21 protein-coding genes are annotated in these 14,716 nt (G+C 71.5%); 9 read left to right on the plus strand and 12 right to left on the minus strand.

The window, feature by feature from the left end:
- Positions 1–6 precede the first annotated feature (6 nt).
- Entirely contained in the window at positions 7–756 is a 750-nt protein-coding gene (locus ACFVYA_RS24100) for a polysaccharide deacetylase family protein (RefSeq protein ID WP_387048124.1), read from the plus strand.
- On the opposite strand, the gene ACFVYA_RS24105 is transcribed toward ACFVYA_RS24100, so the two are convergent.
- From ACFVYA_RS24105 to ACFVYA_RS24120, 4 genes are all read right to left on the minus strand, one after another.
- On the minus strand, positions 753–1,232 hold the full coding sequence (locus ACFVYA_RS24105) for a carboxypeptidase regulatory-like domain-containing protein (protein ID WP_387048078.1): 480 nt from the start codon (positions 1,230–1,232) through the stop codon (positions 753–755). The genes ACFVYA_RS24100 and ACFVYA_RS24105 overlap by 4 nt on opposite strands.
- Positions 1,229–1,834: an RNA polymerase sigma factor gene (locus tag ACFVYA_RS24110; RefSeq protein ID WP_387048079.1), complete on the minus strand. Its 606-nt coding sequence runs from the start codon at positions 1,832–1,834 to the stop codon at positions 1,229–1,231. The genes ACFVYA_RS24105 and ACFVYA_RS24110 overlap by 4 nt, the downstream gene beginning before the upstream one ends.
- 416 nt (positions 1,835–2,250) lie before the next feature.
- Positions 2,251–2,916, minus strand: a complete 666-nt coding sequence (locus ACFVYA_RS24115) for an SGNH/GDSL hydrolase family protein (protein ID WP_285987771.1) — start codon at positions 2,914–2,916, stop codon at positions 2,251–2,253.
- A 66-nt stretch (positions 2,917–2,982) separates the two neighbouring features.
- Positions 2,983–3,591 carry an NAD(P)-dependent oxidoreductase gene (locus ACFVYA_RS24120; RefSeq protein ID WP_387048080.1) on the minus strand — a complete coding sequence of 203 codons (609 nt, stop codon included), beginning with the start codon at positions 3,589–3,591 and terminating at the stop codon, positions 2,983–2,985.
- Between the two features lie 84 nt (positions 3,592–3,675).
- On the opposite strand from ACFVYA_RS24120, the gene ACFVYA_RS24125 reads away from it, so the two are divergent.
- Positions 3,676–4,239: a TetR/AcrR family transcriptional regulator gene (locus ACFVYA_RS24125; protein ID WP_387048082.1), complete on the plus strand. Its 564-nt coding sequence runs from the start codon at positions 3,676–3,678 to the stop codon at positions 4,237–4,239.
- Here the strand turns inward: ACFVYA_RS24125 and ACFVYA_RS24130 are convergent.
- Complete coding sequence (locus ACFVYA_RS24130; protein ID WP_387048083.1) at positions 4,236–4,724, minus strand: GbsR/MarR family transcriptional regulator; 489 nt, start codon at positions 4,722–4,724, stop codon at positions 4,236–4,238. The genes ACFVYA_RS24125 and ACFVYA_RS24130 overlap by 4 nt on opposite strands.
- Before the next feature lie 93 nt (positions 4,725–4,817).
- Between ACFVYA_RS24130 and ACFVYA_RS24135 the strand changes: the two genes are divergently transcribed.
- Together ACFVYA_RS24135 and ACFVYA_RS24140 are read left to right on the plus strand one after the other, a co-directional pair.
- Positions 4,818–5,714 (plus strand): ATP-binding cassette domain-containing protein, encoded by an 897-nt coding sequence (locus ACFVYA_RS24135; protein ID WP_387048085.1) that lies wholly within the window; start codon positions 4,818–4,820, stop codon positions 5,712–5,714.
- Entirely contained in the window at positions 5,711–7,345 is a 1,635-nt protein-coding gene (locus ACFVYA_RS24140) for an ABC transporter permease (RefSeq protein ID WP_387048087.1), read from the plus strand. Before ACFVYA_RS24135 ends, ACFVYA_RS24140 begins: the two co-directional genes overlap by 4 nt.
- On the opposite strand, the gene ACFVYA_RS24145 is transcribed toward ACFVYA_RS24140, so the two are convergent.
- Together ACFVYA_RS24145 and ACFVYA_RS24150 are read right to left on the minus strand one after the other, a co-directional pair.
- Complete coding sequence (locus ACFVYA_RS24145; RefSeq protein ID WP_387048088.1) at positions 7,342–7,809, minus strand: hypothetical protein; 468 nt, start codon at positions 7,807–7,809, stop codon at positions 7,342–7,344. The genes ACFVYA_RS24140 and ACFVYA_RS24145 overlap by 4 nt on opposite strands.
- A 38-nt stretch (positions 7,810–7,847) precedes the next feature.
- Positions 7,848–8,180, minus strand: coding sequence for a hypothetical protein (locus ACFVYA_RS24150; RefSeq protein ID WP_387048090.1), 333 nt, complete (start codon positions 8,178–8,180; stop codon positions 7,848–7,850).
- A gap of 140 nt (positions 8,181–8,320) precedes the next feature.
- Between ACFVYA_RS24150 and ACFVYA_RS24155 the strand changes: the two genes are divergently transcribed.
- Positions 8,321–9,547: an MFS transporter gene (locus tag ACFVYA_RS24155; RefSeq protein WP_387048092.1), complete on the plus strand. Its 1,227-nt coding sequence runs from the start codon at positions 8,321–8,323 to the stop codon at positions 9,545–9,547.
- On the opposite strand, the gene ACFVYA_RS24160 is transcribed toward ACFVYA_RS24155, so the two are convergent.
- Positions 9,489–10,061 (minus strand): TetR/AcrR family transcriptional regulator, encoded by a 573-nt coding sequence (locus ACFVYA_RS24160; protein ID WP_387048093.1) that lies wholly within the window; start codon positions 10,059–10,061, stop codon positions 9,489–9,491. The two genes, ACFVYA_RS24155 and ACFVYA_RS24160, sit on opposite strands and share 59 nt — an antisense overlap.
- A 95-nt stretch (positions 10,062–10,156) precedes the next feature.
- Between ACFVYA_RS24160 and ACFVYA_RS24165 the strand changes: the two genes are divergently transcribed.
- Complete coding sequence (locus tag ACFVYA_RS24165; protein WP_387048095.1) at positions 10,157–10,582, plus strand: nuclear transport factor 2 family protein; 426 nt, start codon at positions 10,157–10,159, stop codon at positions 10,580–10,582.
- A gap of 61 nt (positions 10,583–10,643) precedes the next feature.
- On the opposite strand, the gene ACFVYA_RS24170 is transcribed toward ACFVYA_RS24165, so the two are convergent.
- The 3 genes from ACFVYA_RS24170 to ACFVYA_RS24180 all read right to left on the minus strand — a co-directional run bounded on the left by ACFVYA_RS24170 (position 10,644) and on the right by ACFVYA_RS24180 (position 12,366).
- On the minus strand, positions 10,644–11,432 hold the full coding sequence (locus tag ACFVYA_RS24170; RefSeq protein ID WP_387048126.1) for a metal-dependent hydrolase: 789 nt from the start codon (positions 11,430–11,432) through the stop codon (positions 10,644–10,646).
- Positions 11,433–11,486: 54 nt separating this feature from the next.
- Complete coding sequence (locus ACFVYA_RS24175; protein WP_387048097.1) at positions 11,487–11,840, minus strand: STAS domain-containing protein; 354 nt, start codon at positions 11,838–11,840, stop codon at positions 11,487–11,489.
- 217 nt (positions 11,841–12,057) lie between these two features.
- Positions 12,058–12,366, minus strand: coding sequence for a WhiB family transcriptional regulator (locus tag ACFVYA_RS24180; RefSeq protein ID WP_103341709.1), 309 nt, complete (start codon positions 12,364–12,366; stop codon positions 12,058–12,060).
- 164 nt (positions 12,367–12,530) lie between these two features.
- Between ACFVYA_RS24180 and ACFVYA_RS24185 the strand changes: the two genes are divergently transcribed.
- The 3 genes from ACFVYA_RS24185 (at position 12,531) to ACFVYA_RS24195 (ending at position 14,205) form a co-directional block, all read left to right on the plus strand.
- Entirely contained in the window at positions 12,531–12,947 is a 417-nt protein-coding gene (locus tag ACFVYA_RS24185) for an anti-sigma factor (protein WP_285987759.1), read from the plus strand.
- A complete protein-coding gene (locus tag ACFVYA_RS24190; RefSeq protein WP_285987758.1) occupies positions 12,944–13,723 on the plus strand; it encodes a SigB/SigF/SigG family RNA polymerase sigma factor in 780 nt (259 codons plus the stop codon). The genes ACFVYA_RS24185 and ACFVYA_RS24190 overlap by 4 nt, the downstream gene beginning before the upstream one ends.
- Before the next feature lie 62 nt (positions 13,724–13,785).
- Positions 13,786–14,205: an ATP-binding protein gene (locus ACFVYA_RS24195; protein WP_387048099.1), complete on the plus strand. Its 420-nt coding sequence runs from the start codon at positions 13,786–13,788 to the stop codon at positions 14,203–14,205.
- Here the strand turns inward: ACFVYA_RS24195 and ACFVYA_RS24200 are convergent, their stop codons facing one another.
- Positions 14,206–14,706, minus strand: coding sequence for a MarR family winged helix-turn-helix transcriptional regulator (locus ACFVYA_RS24200; RefSeq protein ID WP_387048100.1), 501 nt, complete (start codon positions 14,704–14,706; stop codon positions 14,206–14,208).
- Positions 14,707–14,716 lie beyond the last annotated feature (10 nt).

The following is a 14,716-nucleotide window of genomic DNA, read 5'->3' on the forward strand; positions in this document are numbered from 1 at the left end:
ACAGCCGTGGTCGCCGCGGCGGCACTGGCCTTGACCGGGTGTTCGGGCCACGAGCCGGATCAGCGGGAGTTCGGCACGAGCCAGCCGAACCCGGCACCCCAGGGCGTCGGCCCCGACGTGAAGACGTCCGGGCCGTACCCGTTCGGGACGGTCCAGCAGCAGGCGCCCCCGATCGAAAACGGCCAGGTCCCGCTGATCCGCCGGATCACCACCGACAAGCCGTACGTCTTCCTCACCATGGACGACGGTGCGGTGCAGGACCCCGACGCGCTGAAGCTGATGCAGGAGAACGGGACCCACCCGGTGCTGTTCCTGAACCAGAAGTACGTGAAGGGCCACGAGGCCTACTTCAAGCAGATCCTCGACGCCACCGGCGCCACGCTCGGCGACCACACGGTCGACCACCCGAACCTCAAGGGCAAGCCGTACGAGTTCCAGCGCAAGGAGATCTGCGACGACGCCGACGACTTCCAGCGCGGGCTCGGCATCCGCCCGTCGCTGTTCCGGCCGCCGTTCGGCAACTACGACCAGAACACCCTGCGCGCGGCGGCCGCCTGCGGGATGCGCGCCTCGGTGCTGTGGACGGCCGCGGTCAACGACGGCCACGTCCAGTTCCAGTCCGGCGACAAGCTCAAGCCCGGCGACATCGTGCTGATGCACTTCCGGAAGACCTTCAAAGAGGACTACACGGCGTTCGTCGAGCAGGCGAAGAAGGACGGGCTCACGCCCGTCCCCCTGGCCGACTTCCTCGGTTAGAGCACCACGGTCGGCGTCACGACCGTCCGGCGGCACGAGACGTCCCCGAGGTGCACGAGGATCTGCGTCGTCCCGCGCGGCACGTTGTCGAGCACGAACCGGCCGCCTTCGTCGGCGGTCGTCGACGACGTGCCGTGCTCGGCCACGCGCACCTCGACGCTGTACTGGCCGGCCGGCACCAGCCAGCCGTCGATGCGGTGCAGCTTGCCCATCTTGGTCAGGTTGATCATCACCGTCAGGTCGCTGACCGTGAACGTGATCGTGCCGGTGCCGCCACCGCGGACCCCGGCGAGGTTGTCCAGCCGCTCCCAGCGGGCGACCTCGACGTCGAGGTCCTCGAGCGCGAGCGCGAATTGGACCCGCTGCACCAGGTCACCCGGTGGCGGGTCCAGCTCGTCGAGAAAACGGCCGATGTCGGCCAGCAACACGTCGTCACCGAAGGAGGCTTGGCCCCCCGGCGCACCGAGGTCGTTCATCGGCTTCCCCCTTCACTGACGAGGAGATCTCGCATCTGGTCGAGGCAGCGACCCCTGGTCGGGCCGACACTGCCGCGCGGCATGCGCAGCGCCTCGGCGACGAGCTGGTACTCCGCGCGACCCGCGAGCACGGTCAGCCGGAGCAGTTCCTGACAGCGGTTGGGCAGCCGGACGAAGGCGCGCCAGACCCGGCGGTCGCGGTCGGCGCGAATGGCTTCGTCTTCGGGCGCCGGTTGAGTACTGGGCATGGCCTCGGCGACCTCGTCGCTCAGCGGCACCGGCTGCATGCGACGGCCGAACGGGTGGGTGGCCTCGCGGCGGGTGGTGGTGATCAGCCACGCGGCGAGGGCCTTGGGGTCGCGGAGCTTGCCGAGCTGGCTGAACAGCGCCAGCCAGACGGTCTGGACGACGTCTTCGGCGACCGCGCGGTCGAGCCCGTTGGCCCGGGCGACGTGCCAGACGAGCGGGGTCAGCTCTTCGACGAGGCGGGCCATCGCCCGGCGGTCACCGTCTCTGGCGGCCTGCATGCACGCAGCGTGCAGCTCGGCGCCGGTCAGGCCCTCCCAAGGCGGATCTACCTCTGTGGTTTGCACGTCGGTCACCGTATCTGCCCCTCTTCGGAAGAGTCTTCCAGTCGGCAATGGCAGTATCGCGGGTCCTTCGGGGGGAAGGAGCGTGCAGGTGGATCTCGGATACATCAAGGTCACTTACTTCGTCGGTCGTGCACTACCGGTCAATGACGATTGCGGGAGGTACCGGCCGGCGCGGTGACCGCGACCGACCGGTACTCCCCTCCCTCAAGGACCCGCTCCCCAACGGGCCCCGCCGGATGTCCCCTCCCCCGAAGGGCACCCGGCCGACGGTGTCCGGCAGCCCCCTCGGCTCCCGGCCACCGCGCTCACTCCGAACGCGACACCCCCTGTCGTGTTCCTCCGTACTTGGCTGCTCCACAGGACGCAGTGGGGGCACCCCCAGATACCGGAACCGGCGAATTTTTTTGAGAATCGACGCAGAGCGGCTAACTGATCACGGCGCGTGCCAGCGTCCCGGCCCAGCGGGCGTAGCCGGCGGGCCCCGGGTGAAAGCGGTCGCTCGCGAAGGCGGCGGGGTCGAGCAGGGCGGGATCCATCGGGAGGTGCCGGACGCCGGGGAGGCGGCCGAGGGTCGCGGCCGCCCGGTCGAGGGCGGCGGACCGCGCCGAAAGGACGTCACGCAGCGGGCGCGGCAGGGCGGGGAAGCGGGCCATCGGCGGCACCCCGGCCAGCAGGACGTCGACCGGGCCGAGCCGCCGGCGCAGGTCGAGCACCAGGCGCAGGAGGTCACGGCGGTAGCCCGCGGCGGTCCGGAGCTCGATGGTGTCGTTGACGCCGAGGGCGATCACCACCAGGTCGGCCGGGCGGACCACGGGAACGAGCTCGGCGCGGACCACCCGGGCGTTGGCGCCGGTCCGGCCGACCGCCTGCCAGCGCACCGCCCGGCCGTCGCGGGCCAGCTCGCGGGCGAGGCAGCCGGTGAGCGCTTCCTCGTGGTCCGCCGCGCCGACCCCGTCCACTGTGGATTCGCCGAGGACGGCCAGGCGGAAGGGTTCGCCGTTGCCCGGGACGAGACCTTCGGTGGGGCCGGCCGCGCCGGGGAGCCGCGGGGTCTTGCGCTTGACGTAGACCGCTTGAGCGAGGAGCACCATGCCCGGAATTAGAACAGCGGCGCGCAGCGCCTCCGTTGAGGGCGGCGGTGGGGAGGAAGGCGGCGGCTAGCCGTGGGCGATCGAAACCTTCCGCCTGATCAGCGTGGGGTCCGCCACGGCGTCGAGCAGGTACGCGGCGACGTCGGCGCGCCGGATGGTGAACGTGCGGACGTTGCCGTCGAGCCGGCTCGCGACCTTGCCCGTGCGCGGCCCGTTCAGCAGCATCGGCGGGCGGACGATCGTCCAGTCCAGGTCGGTGGCCTCGACGACGGCCTCCATCGCGAGCATGTCCGCCCAGCCGTGCTTGAGGAAGGTGTTGAGCAGCGGCTTCACGAGCGAGCGCGTGAAGAAGCCGTCCCCCTCGGTGTGCATGCCGCTGGCGCTGACGACCAGCAGCCGCTTCGCCCCGGCCTCGATCACGGCGCGGGCGCCGTCCACGCAGACCGTGGTCGGCCCGCGGTCGCGGGAGCCGACCGCGGAAATGACCGCGTCGCGGCCTTCGACGGCGGCCGCCAGCTTCTCCCGTTCGTGCAGGCCCGCGACGACGACCTCGGCCGGCAGCTTCAGCCGGGCGGCGTCGCGGACCACGGCCGTGACGTCCCAGCCGCGGTCCAGTGCCTGCTTGACGACCTCCCCGCCGACGCCGCCGGTCGCCCCCAGAACGGTGATCTTCATGGTGTCTCCTCTTCGGTTAGTGAACACTCACCAGGTAGGGTGAGTGTTCACTAACCAGGCTGAGAACGCACTCAGGGAGCCGTTATGGGAAGCCGCGAAGAGATCGTCGCCGCGGCCGCGAAGGTGATGCGCGAGCAGGGCTACGCCCACGCGACGACGAAGGTCATCGCGCGGACCGCGGGCTACTCGGAGGCGATGCTCTACAAGCACTTCCGCGACAAGACCGACCTGTTCCGCAGCGTGCTGGCCGAAGAGCTGCCCGCACTGGGCGCCACCCTGGCCGAGCTGACCGAGGACCCCGGGCAGGCCCCGCTGCGGGACAACCTCGTCCGCGTGGCCCGGCTCGGCCTGGCGTTCTACGTCGACAGCTTCCCGATCGCCGTCTCCATGTTCTCGTCACGGGAACTGCTGCGTTCACATCGGGAGAGGTTGCGCGGGCACGGTCCCCGCCTGCCCGTAACGGGGGTCGCGGACTACCTGCGGGCCGAGCGGGCACTGGGCCGGATCAAGGCGGACACCGACGTCGAGGCGGCCGCGGCCCTGCTGCTGGGCGCGTGCTTCCAGCAGGCCTTCCTGGCCACCTTCGAGGAGACCGAGCCGGCCGACCAGGCCGAGCGGCTCGCGGACGTCCTGCTCGCCGGGCTCTAGGCGTTCTTCTCTTCGCGGAGCTTGTGCCAGCGCTCGTACATGCCGTTGAGCTCCTCGAGCATGAACGACAGGAAGTCCCGCATCTCGGCGAGCCGCTTGCCCGAGGGGGTGTCCTCACCCAGGGCGCTGACGCCGTTCTCGGCCGCGTCGCGCCACATGATGATCATGCGGTCGCGCTTCATGAACGTGGCGTACCAGAGGTCGTCGTAGAGGCGGTAGTGGTCACGGCGCTCGCCGGGCTCGCGTTCCTTGGCGACCAGGCCGATCTGCTCGAGGTAGCGCACCGCGCCGGAGACGGCGGCCGGGCTCACCTGCAGCTGCGAGGCGAGGTCGGCGGCGGTCAGCCGGCCTTCGTCGGTGGTCATCAGCGCGGCGAACACCCGCGCGGGCATGCGTTGCATGCCGATCTGCGAAAGCACGAGCCCGAGGCTCTCGACGTACCGGCGGACGGCGTCTTCATCTCGCTTCGTGTCAGGCGTCGTCATCGGCCCATCCTCCCGTACCCCTCCCGCATGATCACTCGATCTAGACATTTTCTTAACTTCACAACTTCATGAAGCGAGTGTAGCTTCCGAAGCATGGAAAACGCCATTTCGGTCACCGGCCTGCACAAGTCGTTCGGCCGGACCAAGGCCCTCGACGGCCTCGACCTGCAGGTACCCGCGGGGGAGGTGCACGGCTTCCTGGGCCCGAACGGCGCCGGGAAGTCGACCACCGTCCGGGTCCTGCTCGGCCTGCTCCACGCGGATTCGGGGGACGTCCGGCTGCTCGGCGGCGACCCCTGGAAGGACGCCGCGAGCCTGCACCGCCGCCTCGCCTACGTGCCCGGCGACGTCAACCTCTGGCCCAACCTCTCCGGCGGCGAGGTGATCGACCTGCTCGGACGCCTGCGCGGCGGCCTGGACGAGAAGCGCCGAGCCGAGCTCGTCGAGCGCTTCGACCTCGACCCGAAGAAGAAGGGGCGGACGTACTCGAAGGGCAACCGGCAGAAGGTCGCCATCGTCGCCGCCCTCGCCTCCCGGGTCGACCTGCTGATCCTCGACGAGCCGACGTCCGGCCTCGACCCGCTGATGGAGGCGACGTTCCAGTACGCCATCCAGGAGGAACGCGAGCAGGGCCGGACCGTGCTGCTCTCCAGCCACATCCTCGCCGAGGTCGAGGCGCTGTGCGACAAGGTCAGCATCATCCGCAACGGCCGCACCGTCGAGTCCGGCACGCTGGCCGAGCTGCGTCACCTGACCCGGACGTCGATCACCGCCGAGCTCGCCGGGCCGCCGAACGGGCTCACGAAGCTGGCGAACATCCACGACCTCAAGGTCGAGGGCAACCGCGTGCGCTTCGACGTCGAGACGCGCTCGCTCGACGAAGCCCTGCGCCGGCTGACCGAGGTCGGCGTGCGCAGCCTGGTCAGCCAGCCGCCGACGCTGGAAGAGCTGTTCCTGCGCCACTACACGACCGAAGCGAGCGCGAAATGACCGCGACGCTCGAACGCCCGGCCGTGGTGGCGCCCGCCGACGAACTGGCCGGAACCTGGCACCTCACCCGGCTCGCGCTGCGCCGCGACCGCGTGATCCTGCCGATCTGGATCGTGCTGCTCAGCGTCGTCCCGGCGAGCACGGTCAGCACCTTCACGCAGTTCTACCCGACCGTCGCCGACCGGCTCGCCCTCCAGGCGGGCGCGAACGCCAACCCGTCCTACGCGCTGCTCTACGGCCCGCCGTTCGACCTGACCACGGCCGGCGGGTTCATCGCCTGGCGCATGTGCGGGTTCCTGGCGCTGCTCACCGGGCTGATGGTCGTCTTCACGGTCACCCGGCACACCCGCGCCGAGGAGGACACCGGACGTGCGGAGCTGCTCGCGTCCGCGGTGGTCGGCCGGTACGCGGCGCTGACAGCGTCGCTGCTGGTGGCCGGCGGCGCGAGCGTGCTGACCGGGCTGGTCCAGGTGGTCACGATGATCGGCGCCGGCCTGCCCGCGGCCGGTTCGCTCGCGTTCGGCGCGTCGGAAGCACTCGTGGGGCTGGTGTTCACCGCGGTCGCGGCGGTCGCCGTCCAGCTGGCCGAGTACTCCCGGACCGCCAACGGCATCGGGACCGCCGTGGTCGGCGCCGCGTTCCTGCTGCGCGGCGCCGGGGACTCCACTGTGGACGCCCGCTGGCTGTCGTGGCTGTCGCCGATCGGCTGGGTGCAGCAGGTCCGGGCGTTCGCCGGGGAACGCTGGTGGGTGCTCCTGCTGCCGATGGTCTTCACGCTGGTCGTCGGCGCCATCGGGTACTGGCTGCTGCCCCGCCGCGACGTCGGCGTCGGCTTCCTCCCGCCGCGCCCGGGTCCCGCTCGCGCCGCGGCGAGCCTGCGGTCACCGCTCGCGCTCGCCTGGCGGCTGCACCGCGGCCCGCTGCTCGGCTGGGTGATCGGCACGGCCGTGGTCGGTGCGGTGTTCGGCTCGATCGCCAGCGGCATCGGCGGCCTCGTCGGCTCCAGCCCGCAGGCGCAGCAGATCATGGCGCGGCTGGGCGGCAGCCACGCGCTGACGCAGGCGTTCCTCGCCGCGATGGCCGGGATGTTCGCCATGGTGGCGTCGCTGTACGGCGTCCAGGCGGTGCTGCGGATGCGCGGCGAGGAGACCGCGATCCGGCTCGAGCCGGTGCTGGCCACCAGCGTCGGCCGACTGCGCTGGGCGGGCAGCCACCTGGTGTTCGCCTTCTTCGGCACGGCGGCGCTGCTGCTGTCCGGCGGCGTGTTCATGGGCCTGGCCAACGGGCTGCGGACCGGCGACGTCGGCGGCTCGCTCGCGGACACCCTCGCCGGGATGCTGGTCCAGCTGCCCGCGGCCTGGGTGGTGGTCGCGCTCGCGGTGGCGATCTTCGGGTTGCGGCCGGGCTTTTCGGCCGCGGCGTGGGCCGTCGGTGCGCTGGCGCTGCTGCTGAGCCTGTTCGGCCCGGTCCTCGACCTGCCGCAGGCGGTGCTGGACGTCTCGCCGTTCCAGCACCCGCCGAAGATCCCCGGCCAGGCGTTCACCGCGACGCCGCTCCTGTGGCTCCTGGCGGTCGCCGTGGTCGCCTCGGTGGCCGGTCTGGCCGGCTGGAAACGCCGGGACGTCGGCTAACGCACCCGCAGCTCGTGGCCGGGACCGGCCACGAGCTGCGCCTGCGGCCCGTCCTTCCCGCAGCCGGGCCCGTTCGGCTCGGCGAAGGACGGCGTCACCTCGAGGGTGTGCGGTTTCCCGTCGTCGAACCGGACGGTGACCTTGACTGGTTCGGCGGGCAGCCCCGGGATGGTCGCGAAGCCGTGGAGCCCGCCGGTCGGGACCATCGACGTGCCGCACGAGCTGTCCGGGCCGGTACCCGTGCAGGTCGTCGCGCCCGCCGACGTCTCCGGGTGGAGGCCGACCTCGTCGGTGACGCACCGGCCGCGCCAGCAGGCTTCGAGCGTCGCTTTCGAGATGCCGTTCGGCGACGGGATCGACAGGCTGATGCCGACCGGAACGCCGATCGCCGTGCAGGCGCGCTCCGGCCCGGCACAACCGGCCGTCACGGCGGCGAACACCACGAACCCCAGTGCGCAACGCATGCCGACCAGACGGTGCCGGCGGCCGCCGGGTTGCACGGTCAGTCGCGCCAGATGGAGGTCAGCGGCAAGGCGGGCGATGTCGAGGTCGGCGTGAGGGAGCCGGCCGAGGTCGCCGGCGGCACGGTGACCTCGACGACGCTGGTGGTGGTCGTCGCCGGCGGCGTCTCGACCGAGGTGACGGTGGCGGGCGGCGCGGACTCGGTGACCGTGACGGGCACCGCGGAAACGGTCCTGGTCGGCGGCGGATCGGGGGTCTCGGCGGTGCGCGGGGCCGGCCGCCCGGCAACGAGCATGGCGGCCACCAGCAATCCGGTGGCGAAGCCCGCGAGGCCAGTGACCGCGGCGGAGCCCCAGGTAGGTCGGCCACTCATCCGGGCACCCCCTCGCCACGCGCAGCGCAGGTACGAGGACTAACTCGCGTTGATCTTACGTCGTGTTACCCGATGTGCACCTAGAGCGGATAAGACTCAACTTTCTTGCGCCGAACCCGCGCATGTGCCAGCTTGGAACGATGGGGGTACTGGGGAACCCGGACTTCCGGCGCCTCTGGCTCGCCGACCTCGCGAGCCAGGTGGGCAGCCGGATCGACGTCTTGGCGGTGCCGTTGCTCGCGGTCACCGCGCTCGGCGCGCCGGTCTTCGAGGTCTCCCTGCTGCGGACCGCGCAAACGCTGCCGTACTTGGTGCTCGGGCTGCAGGTCGGCGCCTGGTGCGACCGGATCCGCCACCGCCCGGTGCTCATCGCCGCGGACGCCGGGCGGGCCGTGCTGATCGCCTCGGTCCCGGTCGCCGCGCTGTTCGGCGTGCTCGGCATGGCACAGCTGCTCGCCGTGGTTCTCGCCGTCGGCGTGCTCAGCGTCTTCTTCGACGTCGCCCACCAGACCTATGTCCCGCGGCTGGTGGCGCACGGGCAGCTGCCGGAAGCCAACGCGCGGCTGCAGACGAACCGGTCGATGGCGGCGGTCGCGGGTCCCGGCCTCGCCGGGGTGATCGTCCAGGCGCTCGGCGTCGCGACGGCGCTGGCCGTCGACGCCGTCAGCTACCTGTGGTCGGCCCTCTGGCTGCGCAGGATCGAGAAGCCCGACGTGCGGCCCGAACCGCGGGAGCGGCGGTTGCTGCGCGAGATCGGCGAAGGGCTGCGGCTGGTCCGCGGCGACCGCGTCCTGCTGGCGATCAGCGCCCACGGCGCGGTGTCGAGCTTCTTCCAGTCGGCCCACCTGGCGATCGTGATCGTCTTCCTCGCCCGCGACCTCGGGCTCTCGCCCTGGGTGATCGGGGTGCTCGGCACGGCGTCGCTGACCGGCGCCGTCACCGCCGGGTTCACCGCGCGGTGGCTCGGCGAACGGATCGGCCAGGCGCGCGCTCTCGGGGGTGCGGCGGTGCTGTTCGGCCTGGCGTACCAGCTCTACCCGTTCACCGGCCGCGGCTGGGCGCTCGCCTGCTACGTCCTCGCCGGCTTCTTCACCAGCTACAGCGTGATCGTGCTGAGCGTCTTCGGTGTGAGCTTCCAGCAGGCCGTCACGCCGCCGGAGCTGCTGGGCCGGGTCAACGCCATCTCGCAGACGCTGGTGTTCGGCGTCGTGCCGCTCGGCAGCCTGCTCGGCGGCACGCTGGCCGGCACGATCGGCATGCGGGCCACGCTGCACATCGCCGCGGCCGGGGTGCTGGCCTCGGCGGCGATCATGGTGTGGTCGCCGCTGCGGAAGCTGCGTGACCTGACGCCCGCAGACCGTCGATGACCACCCGGACCAGGTGCGCGCTCCCCGGCGCGTACCGCTCGACGGCGAGGCAGCCGACGATGAGCGCGCGCAGGTCGTCGCCGTCGATGTCGGGGCGGACCGCGCCGGCGGCCTGTGCGCGAGCGAGCAGTTCGGCGAAAGCGGCGCGGAACTCGTCGCCGGCACCGGCCTTGAAGGCGTGCCCGCCGGACTCGGCCAGGGCGTCGCAGATCGCCCGGTTGAGTGACGCCTGCTTGATGACGCGGACGAAGTAGTCGACGAAGACTTCGCCGGGGTCTTCGGCGGTGGCGAGCGCGCGGGCTTCCTCGGCGAACTGCTGGATCCGCTCGAGGACGACGGCCTGGAACAAGGCTTCCTTGCTGGGGAAGTGCCGGTAGACGGTGCCGGCCCCGACCCCGGCGAGCCGGGCGATGTCATCGAGCGGCACGGCGAGCCCGTCGAGCGCGAAGGCCTCTTCGGCGGCGGCCAGCACCTTGGCCCGGTTGCGCCGCGCGTCGGCGCGCATCTTCTCCATCACGTCTCCTCGTTGACAACCGGAGCGAAAACTCCGTATCGTCCTAAGCGGGCCCACCGTTCCGATTCAACGCCCAGTCTTCCAGGAGAATTCCGATGCCGCGCACCGTGTCCGAGATCGCCGCTTTGGTCCGCTCGGGGCTGTCCACCTTGGACGTCGCTCCGTTCGCCGCGCTCTTCGCCGCCGACGCGGTGTACGAGGTGCCGTTCCTGGGGCAGCGGATCGAAGGCCGCGACGCGGTGGTGGCGACGTTGACGGCCGGCGGTGTCCGGGCCCGCGCGGCCGGCCTGACGAAGGCACAGGTCACGACTACGTTCGCGGACTCGGGCTTGGGTTTCGTGGTGGAGCTGGTGGTCTCCGGCCCGGGAGTCGAGTTCCCGTCGTCGGTGGGGATCGTGACGGTCTCGAACGGCGAGATCACGGCGTACCGCGACTACCCGGACACTTCGGCGGCGGCCAAGCTCGAAAGGTCTTCGGCCGAGCGGGTTGTCAAGGCGGAATCGCCGCAACCCGTGGAGTAGTCCACATCGGCCTGTGTTGTCCACAGATTTGCCGAGGACCCGTTTTTGCAGGCCGAGCGGATCAAGGCGTGGTCGCCTGCTGGCTCGACGGCGGGATGAACAGGCGCTCGAAGGTGCTCACCGTGTGCTCCCAGACCCCCGGCACCAGCAACACCCCGAGCAGCGCGAACACCGGGAAGATCAGCCGCTTCTCGACCTTCTTGCCGGTCCGGAAGCGCAGCACCTTCGGCGGCCGGATCTCGTACCACGTCTCGCCGGCGATCGGGATCGGGAACAGGAACGGGCACCCGGCTTCCGTCAACGCGTCACCCAGGCAGTGGGTCAGGCACCCGGCCGCGACCGCGATGCCGAGCCAGCCCGTAATGGACGCCAGTTCACCCGCCCGATCGGGGGGAGCCGTGAAGAACCACCACGCCACCGCGGCTCCGCTCACCGGAAGGAGCCAGTCGCCCAGGGCGCCTTCGGCCAGCATCAGCCCGAAGACGACCACGCCCACCACGGCCCAGGGGCCGCCTTCGGTGGTGCCCCACGACGTCAGCAGGCCCAGGCCGGCCGCGAACAAGACGGTGTGGGACAGGTGGCGGTGCTTGCCGGATACCTTCTCGTCGCGCGGGCCCTTCGTCAGCGCGTAGAAACCCGCCGAGACGCGGCGCAGCAGCCACGACAACGCACCCGTCAGCCAGCCGAGGAGGCGGGACGCGCTCGCTCCGGGGTGGTCGAGGTCCGGCAGCAGGGCGAAGCCCGCCGTGGTCGCCGCGAAGACGACCGCCTGGTGCACCGAACCCGCCCCCACCGCGGGCGCCAGGGCCAAGCCCGCGCACCAGCCGGTCAGGGCATGCGTCCGCCCCATCATCGTGCCGCCCCCAGGATCCGCGGAACCAGTCCGCGGAACCGTAGCGGGCGGTCAGCTTTGGGGGTCCTCCGACACGCTCAGGTGTTCGGCCACGCCGGTGAGCTCGATCACGCGGCTCACCGCGGGGCTGGGAACGACCGCGAGTTCGACGTCCTGCTCGCCGGCCTGGCGTTGTGCACGGAGCACCACGTTCAGCGCGGAGGAATCGAAGAAGGTCACCCCGGTCAGATCGGCCACGACCCGCTGCGCGCGCTTGTCCGCGATCAGCCCTGCGAGGGCTTCTTGCAGCTGCGGACTGGTCAGCAGGTCGAGCTCGCCGGTGACCACCACCCTGGGTTCCGTCGCGTCGGTGTCCAGCGTGATGCCGAACCCGGGCGGGGTGGCGTTCTGGTCGGCTGCGGGCATGCAGTTTCTCCTCGTCAGGCGCTGCTCCTGCGCCGGGTACGCGCCTGTTGTCTCAAGCGGCAACCGTGTCACCGTGCCTTCCCAAGCTCGCGCCGGGCACGGTCAAGGCAACTCCGGGGCCAACCCTAACCCAGGAAGCGACCGCGCCCGCCACGGCCGCCGCCCTTTCGCGTGTACTGCTCACCGGCGATCAAATCCTGCCTGCTCAGCGCTCTGCTCAGTGCGCACTCATGGTCTTCCGCGCCGCCCTGCGCTGGCGCAGGAAGAGCTGCCGCCGTTCGATCTCCCCGAGGCCGCCCCAGATGCCGTACGGCTCCTGTACGGTCATCGCGTGCTTGCGGCATTGGGCCAGGACGGGGCAGGCCTGGCAGATGGCCTTCGCCCGCGCCTCCCGCCGCTCCCGCGCCGAACCCCGCTCGTTGTCCGTGTGGAAGAAAAGGCTGCTGTCCGCACCCCGGCACGAGCCGTGCAGCTGCCATTCCCACTCTTCAGCAACCACGTTGGGCAGCCGGCTCACGTCAGCCATGTCGTCCCCGCCTTTCCCAGGATCTCCCGTGTCGAGCGCTACATGCCCGCCGGTGGAGCGGATCAAACCCGGGTTTGGTTTGCTCACACCACGGGCATCTCGCTGACCGGGCGTGGCAGACACCGCCGATCCCCGGCAGCGCGAGTGCGGAGAAAGGAACAAACGTGGAGGACAACGCCCCGCTCGTCCCGGAAGGCGCGCAGGTGATCGAGGTGCGGACAGCCGCGATCCCGCACGTCGTGCCCACCCTGCGGACCATCGTGGCCGACATCGCGATGCGTCAGGACTTCGACCTCGACGCCGTCGAGGACCTCCGGATGGCGGTGGACGAGGCCTGCTCGCTGCTGCTCCCCGCCAGCTCGGACGGACGGCTCACGTGCGTCTTCTCCTGGAGCGGGCCGCGCATCGAGGTCTCCGTGTCGGTGCTGGCCGACAGCGCCGAGCACGAGGACGACGCCGGCCTGTCGTGGCAGCTGCTGACCGCCCTCGCGACGACGGCCGAGCGCACGATCACCCCGGAGAACGGCCGCTACCTGTCCCGGGTGGACCTCGTCCGGGAAAGCCAGGCGACGGACTCGTGAGCGATCCCGCCGGGAGCAGCGGGAGCGACCTGGACGTCGGCGCGCTGTTCACCCACCTCGCTGCCCTCCCGAAGGACTCGCCCGAGCGCGAACGCATCCGCGACACCCTCGTGCGCGCGCACCTGGAGCTGGCGCGGAACCTGGCCCGGAAGTTCCGCAACCGCGACGAGGCGATGGAGGACCTGGTCCAGATCGCCACGGTCGGGCTCATCCACGCCGTCGACCGGTTCGACCCCGCGCAAGGGACGGACTTCCTGGCGTTCGCCGTGCCCACCATCTCCGGCGAGCTGCGGCACCACTTCCGGGACAACAGCTGGTCGGTGCGGGTGCCGCGGCGGCTCAAGGAGCTGAACGCGAACATCTCCGCCGCGCGCGAAGAGCTCACCGTGCAGCTCTCGCGCGCCCCGAAGCCGAGTGAGATCGCCGCCCGGCTCGGGGTGCCCATCGAGGACGTCTACGAGGGCCTCCGCGCCGGCCAAGGCCGCTACGGCGCCTCGCTGGACCACCTGCTGGAGAACGCGGCGCACACGCGCTTCGGGGCGCCGGACGCCGAGCTCGGCCAAGCCGAGCTGCGCGAGGCGCTGCGCCCGATGCTGGAGAGCCTGCCGGAGCGGGAGCGCAAGATCGTCGCGCTGCGGTTCGGCTCGGGGATGAGCCAGTCGGACATCGCCCGCCGCGTCGGGGTGTCCCAGATGCAGGTGTCGCGGCTGCTGGCCGCGACGCTGAAGAAACTGCGGTCCGGCCTGGACGAATCCGAGCTGGCCGACGGCACCTGATTAGCCGCTCAGCCGCTTGGGTACTTGCCGGGCGGTACCGAACTCACTGGGAGGGGGACCGGATGACGAGGTCGAAGACGCCGCCGTGCACCGCCGCGGCCGTCGCCCCGCTGAGGGTGCTCCTCCCGGCCGACGTCACGGCGCCGGCGCTGGCCCGGCACGAGGTCCGGGCGGCGCTGCTCCGGCTCGGCCTGCAGGAGCGGCAGTGCGCCGACGTCCTGCTGGCGACCTCGGAGCTGGTCACCAACGCCTTCGAGCACGGCGAACGGCCCCAGCGGCTCGAGCTGGAGTGCGCCGACGGGCGGCTGACGCTGCGGGTGCACGACACCGGCCGGATGCTGCCCGAGCTGCGGGCGCCGTCCCCGGCCGAGGCCCGCAGCCGCGGGCTCGTCCTGGTCCAGGCGCTGTCGCTGGACTGGGGGTTCGAACGCTGCCCCGGCGGCAAGTACGTCTGGGCGATCTTCCAGCTGCCGGACGTCTGATCACCGCAGCTCGCGCGCGGCGCCGCTCTCGCTGATCCGCTGCCGGAACGGCTTGCGCTCCAGGGCCTCGGCGATGGCGTCCAGCAGGGCGCGCAACGAGTACGGCAGCTCGGCTTCCAGCGCCTCCATCGCTTCGGTCGTCGCCGTCCACTCCGCCTCGATCAGCGGCAGCAGTTCGCGCGTCCGGGCGGTGAGCGACACGATCCGCTGCCGGGCGTCGGCGCCCGGCTCGAGGCTGACGAACCCGGCCCGGTGCATCTGCGCGACGGTCTGGCTGGCCGCCGAGTGCGTCACGCGCATCTCTTCGGCGAGGTCGCGGATGGCCAGCGGGCCCCGCAGGAGCAGTGCTCGCACCACCGGCGAGTACCGCGGCCGGTAGCCGTCGAGACCGATGTCGGCCAGGAACCGCGCGACGTCGCCGTCGAGGATCTCGAGGATGTGCCGCATCCGGGTCCCGAGCCCCTCCGGACCCCGCCGCTCCGGATCACCCGTCATGGCCATGACGGCCGAT

This window comes from Amycolatopsis sp. NPDC058278, assembly GCF_042881395.1.
In the GTDB taxonomy this organism is placed as follows: domain Bacteria; phylum Actinomycetota; class Actinomycetes; order Mycobacteriales; family Pseudonocardiaceae; genus Amycolatopsis.

Bases quoted from the DNA above. Each gene is read 5' to 3' on its own strand.
- ACFVYA_RS24175 (WP_387048097.1), bottom strand. From the start codon at position 11,840: ATGCCCGCAGCCGACCAGAACGCCACCCCGCCCGGGTTCGGCATCACG.
- ACFVYA_RS24140 (WP_387048087.1), top strand. From the start codon at position 5,711: ATGACCGCGACGCTCGAACGCCCGGCCGTGGTGGCGCCCGCCGACGAA.
- ACFVYA_RS24170 (WP_387048126.1), bottom strand. From the start codon at position 11,432: ATGGGGCGGACGCATGCCCTGACCGGCTGGTGCGCGGGCTTGGCCCTG.
- ACFVYA_RS24135 (WP_387048085.1), top strand. From the start codon at position 4,818: ATGGAAAACGCCATTTCGGTCACCGGCCTGCACAAGTCGTTCGGCCGG.
- ACFVYA_RS24160 (WP_387048093.1), bottom strand. From the start codon at position 10,061: ATGGAGAAGATGCGCGCCGACGCGCGGCGCAACCGGGCCAAGGTGCTG.
- ACFVYA_RS24195 (WP_387048099.1), top strand. From the start codon at position 13,786: ATGACGAGGTCGAAGACGCCGCCGTGCACCGCCGCGGCCGTCGCCCCG.
- ACFVYA_RS24125 (WP_387048082.1), top strand. From the start codon at position 3,676: ATGGGAAGCCGCGAAGAGATCGTCGCCGCGGCCGCGAAGGTGATGCGC.
- ACFVYA_RS24105 (WP_387048078.1), bottom strand. From the start codon at position 1,232: ATGAACGACCTCGGTGCGCCGGGGGGCCAAGCCTCCTTCGGTGACGAC.
- ACFVYA_RS24145 (WP_387048088.1), bottom strand. From the start codon at position 7,809: ATGCGTTGCGCACTGGGGTTCGTGGTGTTCGCCGCCGTGACGGCCGGT.
- ACFVYA_RS24165 (WP_387048095.1), top strand. From the start codon at position 10,157: ATGCCGCGCACCGTGTCCGAGATCGCCGCTTTGGTCCGCTCGGGGCTG.
- ACFVYA_RS24115 (WP_285987771.1), bottom strand. From the start codon at position 2,916: ATGGTGCTCCTCGCTCAAGCGGTCTACGTCAAGCGCAAGACCCCGCGG.
- ACFVYA_RS24150 (WP_387048090.1), bottom strand. From the start codon at position 8,180: ATGAGTGGCCGACCTACCTGGGGCTCCGCCGCGGTCACTGGCCTCGCG.
- ACFVYA_RS24180 (WP_103341709.1), bottom strand. From the start codon at position 12,366: ATGGCTGACGTGAGCCGGCTGCCCAACGTGGTTGCTGAAGAGTGGGAA.
- ACFVYA_RS24155 (WP_387048092.1), top strand. From the start codon at position 8,321: ATGGGGGTACTGGGGAACCCGGACTTCCGGCGCCTCTGGCTCGCCGAC.
- ACFVYA_RS24130 (WP_387048083.1), bottom strand. From the start codon at position 4,724: ATGACGACGCCTGACACGAAGCGAGATGAAGACGCCGTCCGCCGGTAC.
- ACFVYA_RS24120 (WP_387048080.1), bottom strand. From the start codon at position 3,591: ATGAAGATCACCGTTCTGGGGGCGACCGGCGGCGTCGGCGGGGAGGTC.
- ACFVYA_RS24200 (WP_387048100.1), bottom strand. From the start codon at position 14,706: ATGGCCATGACGGGTGATCCGGAGCGGCGGGGTCCGGAGGGGCTCGGG.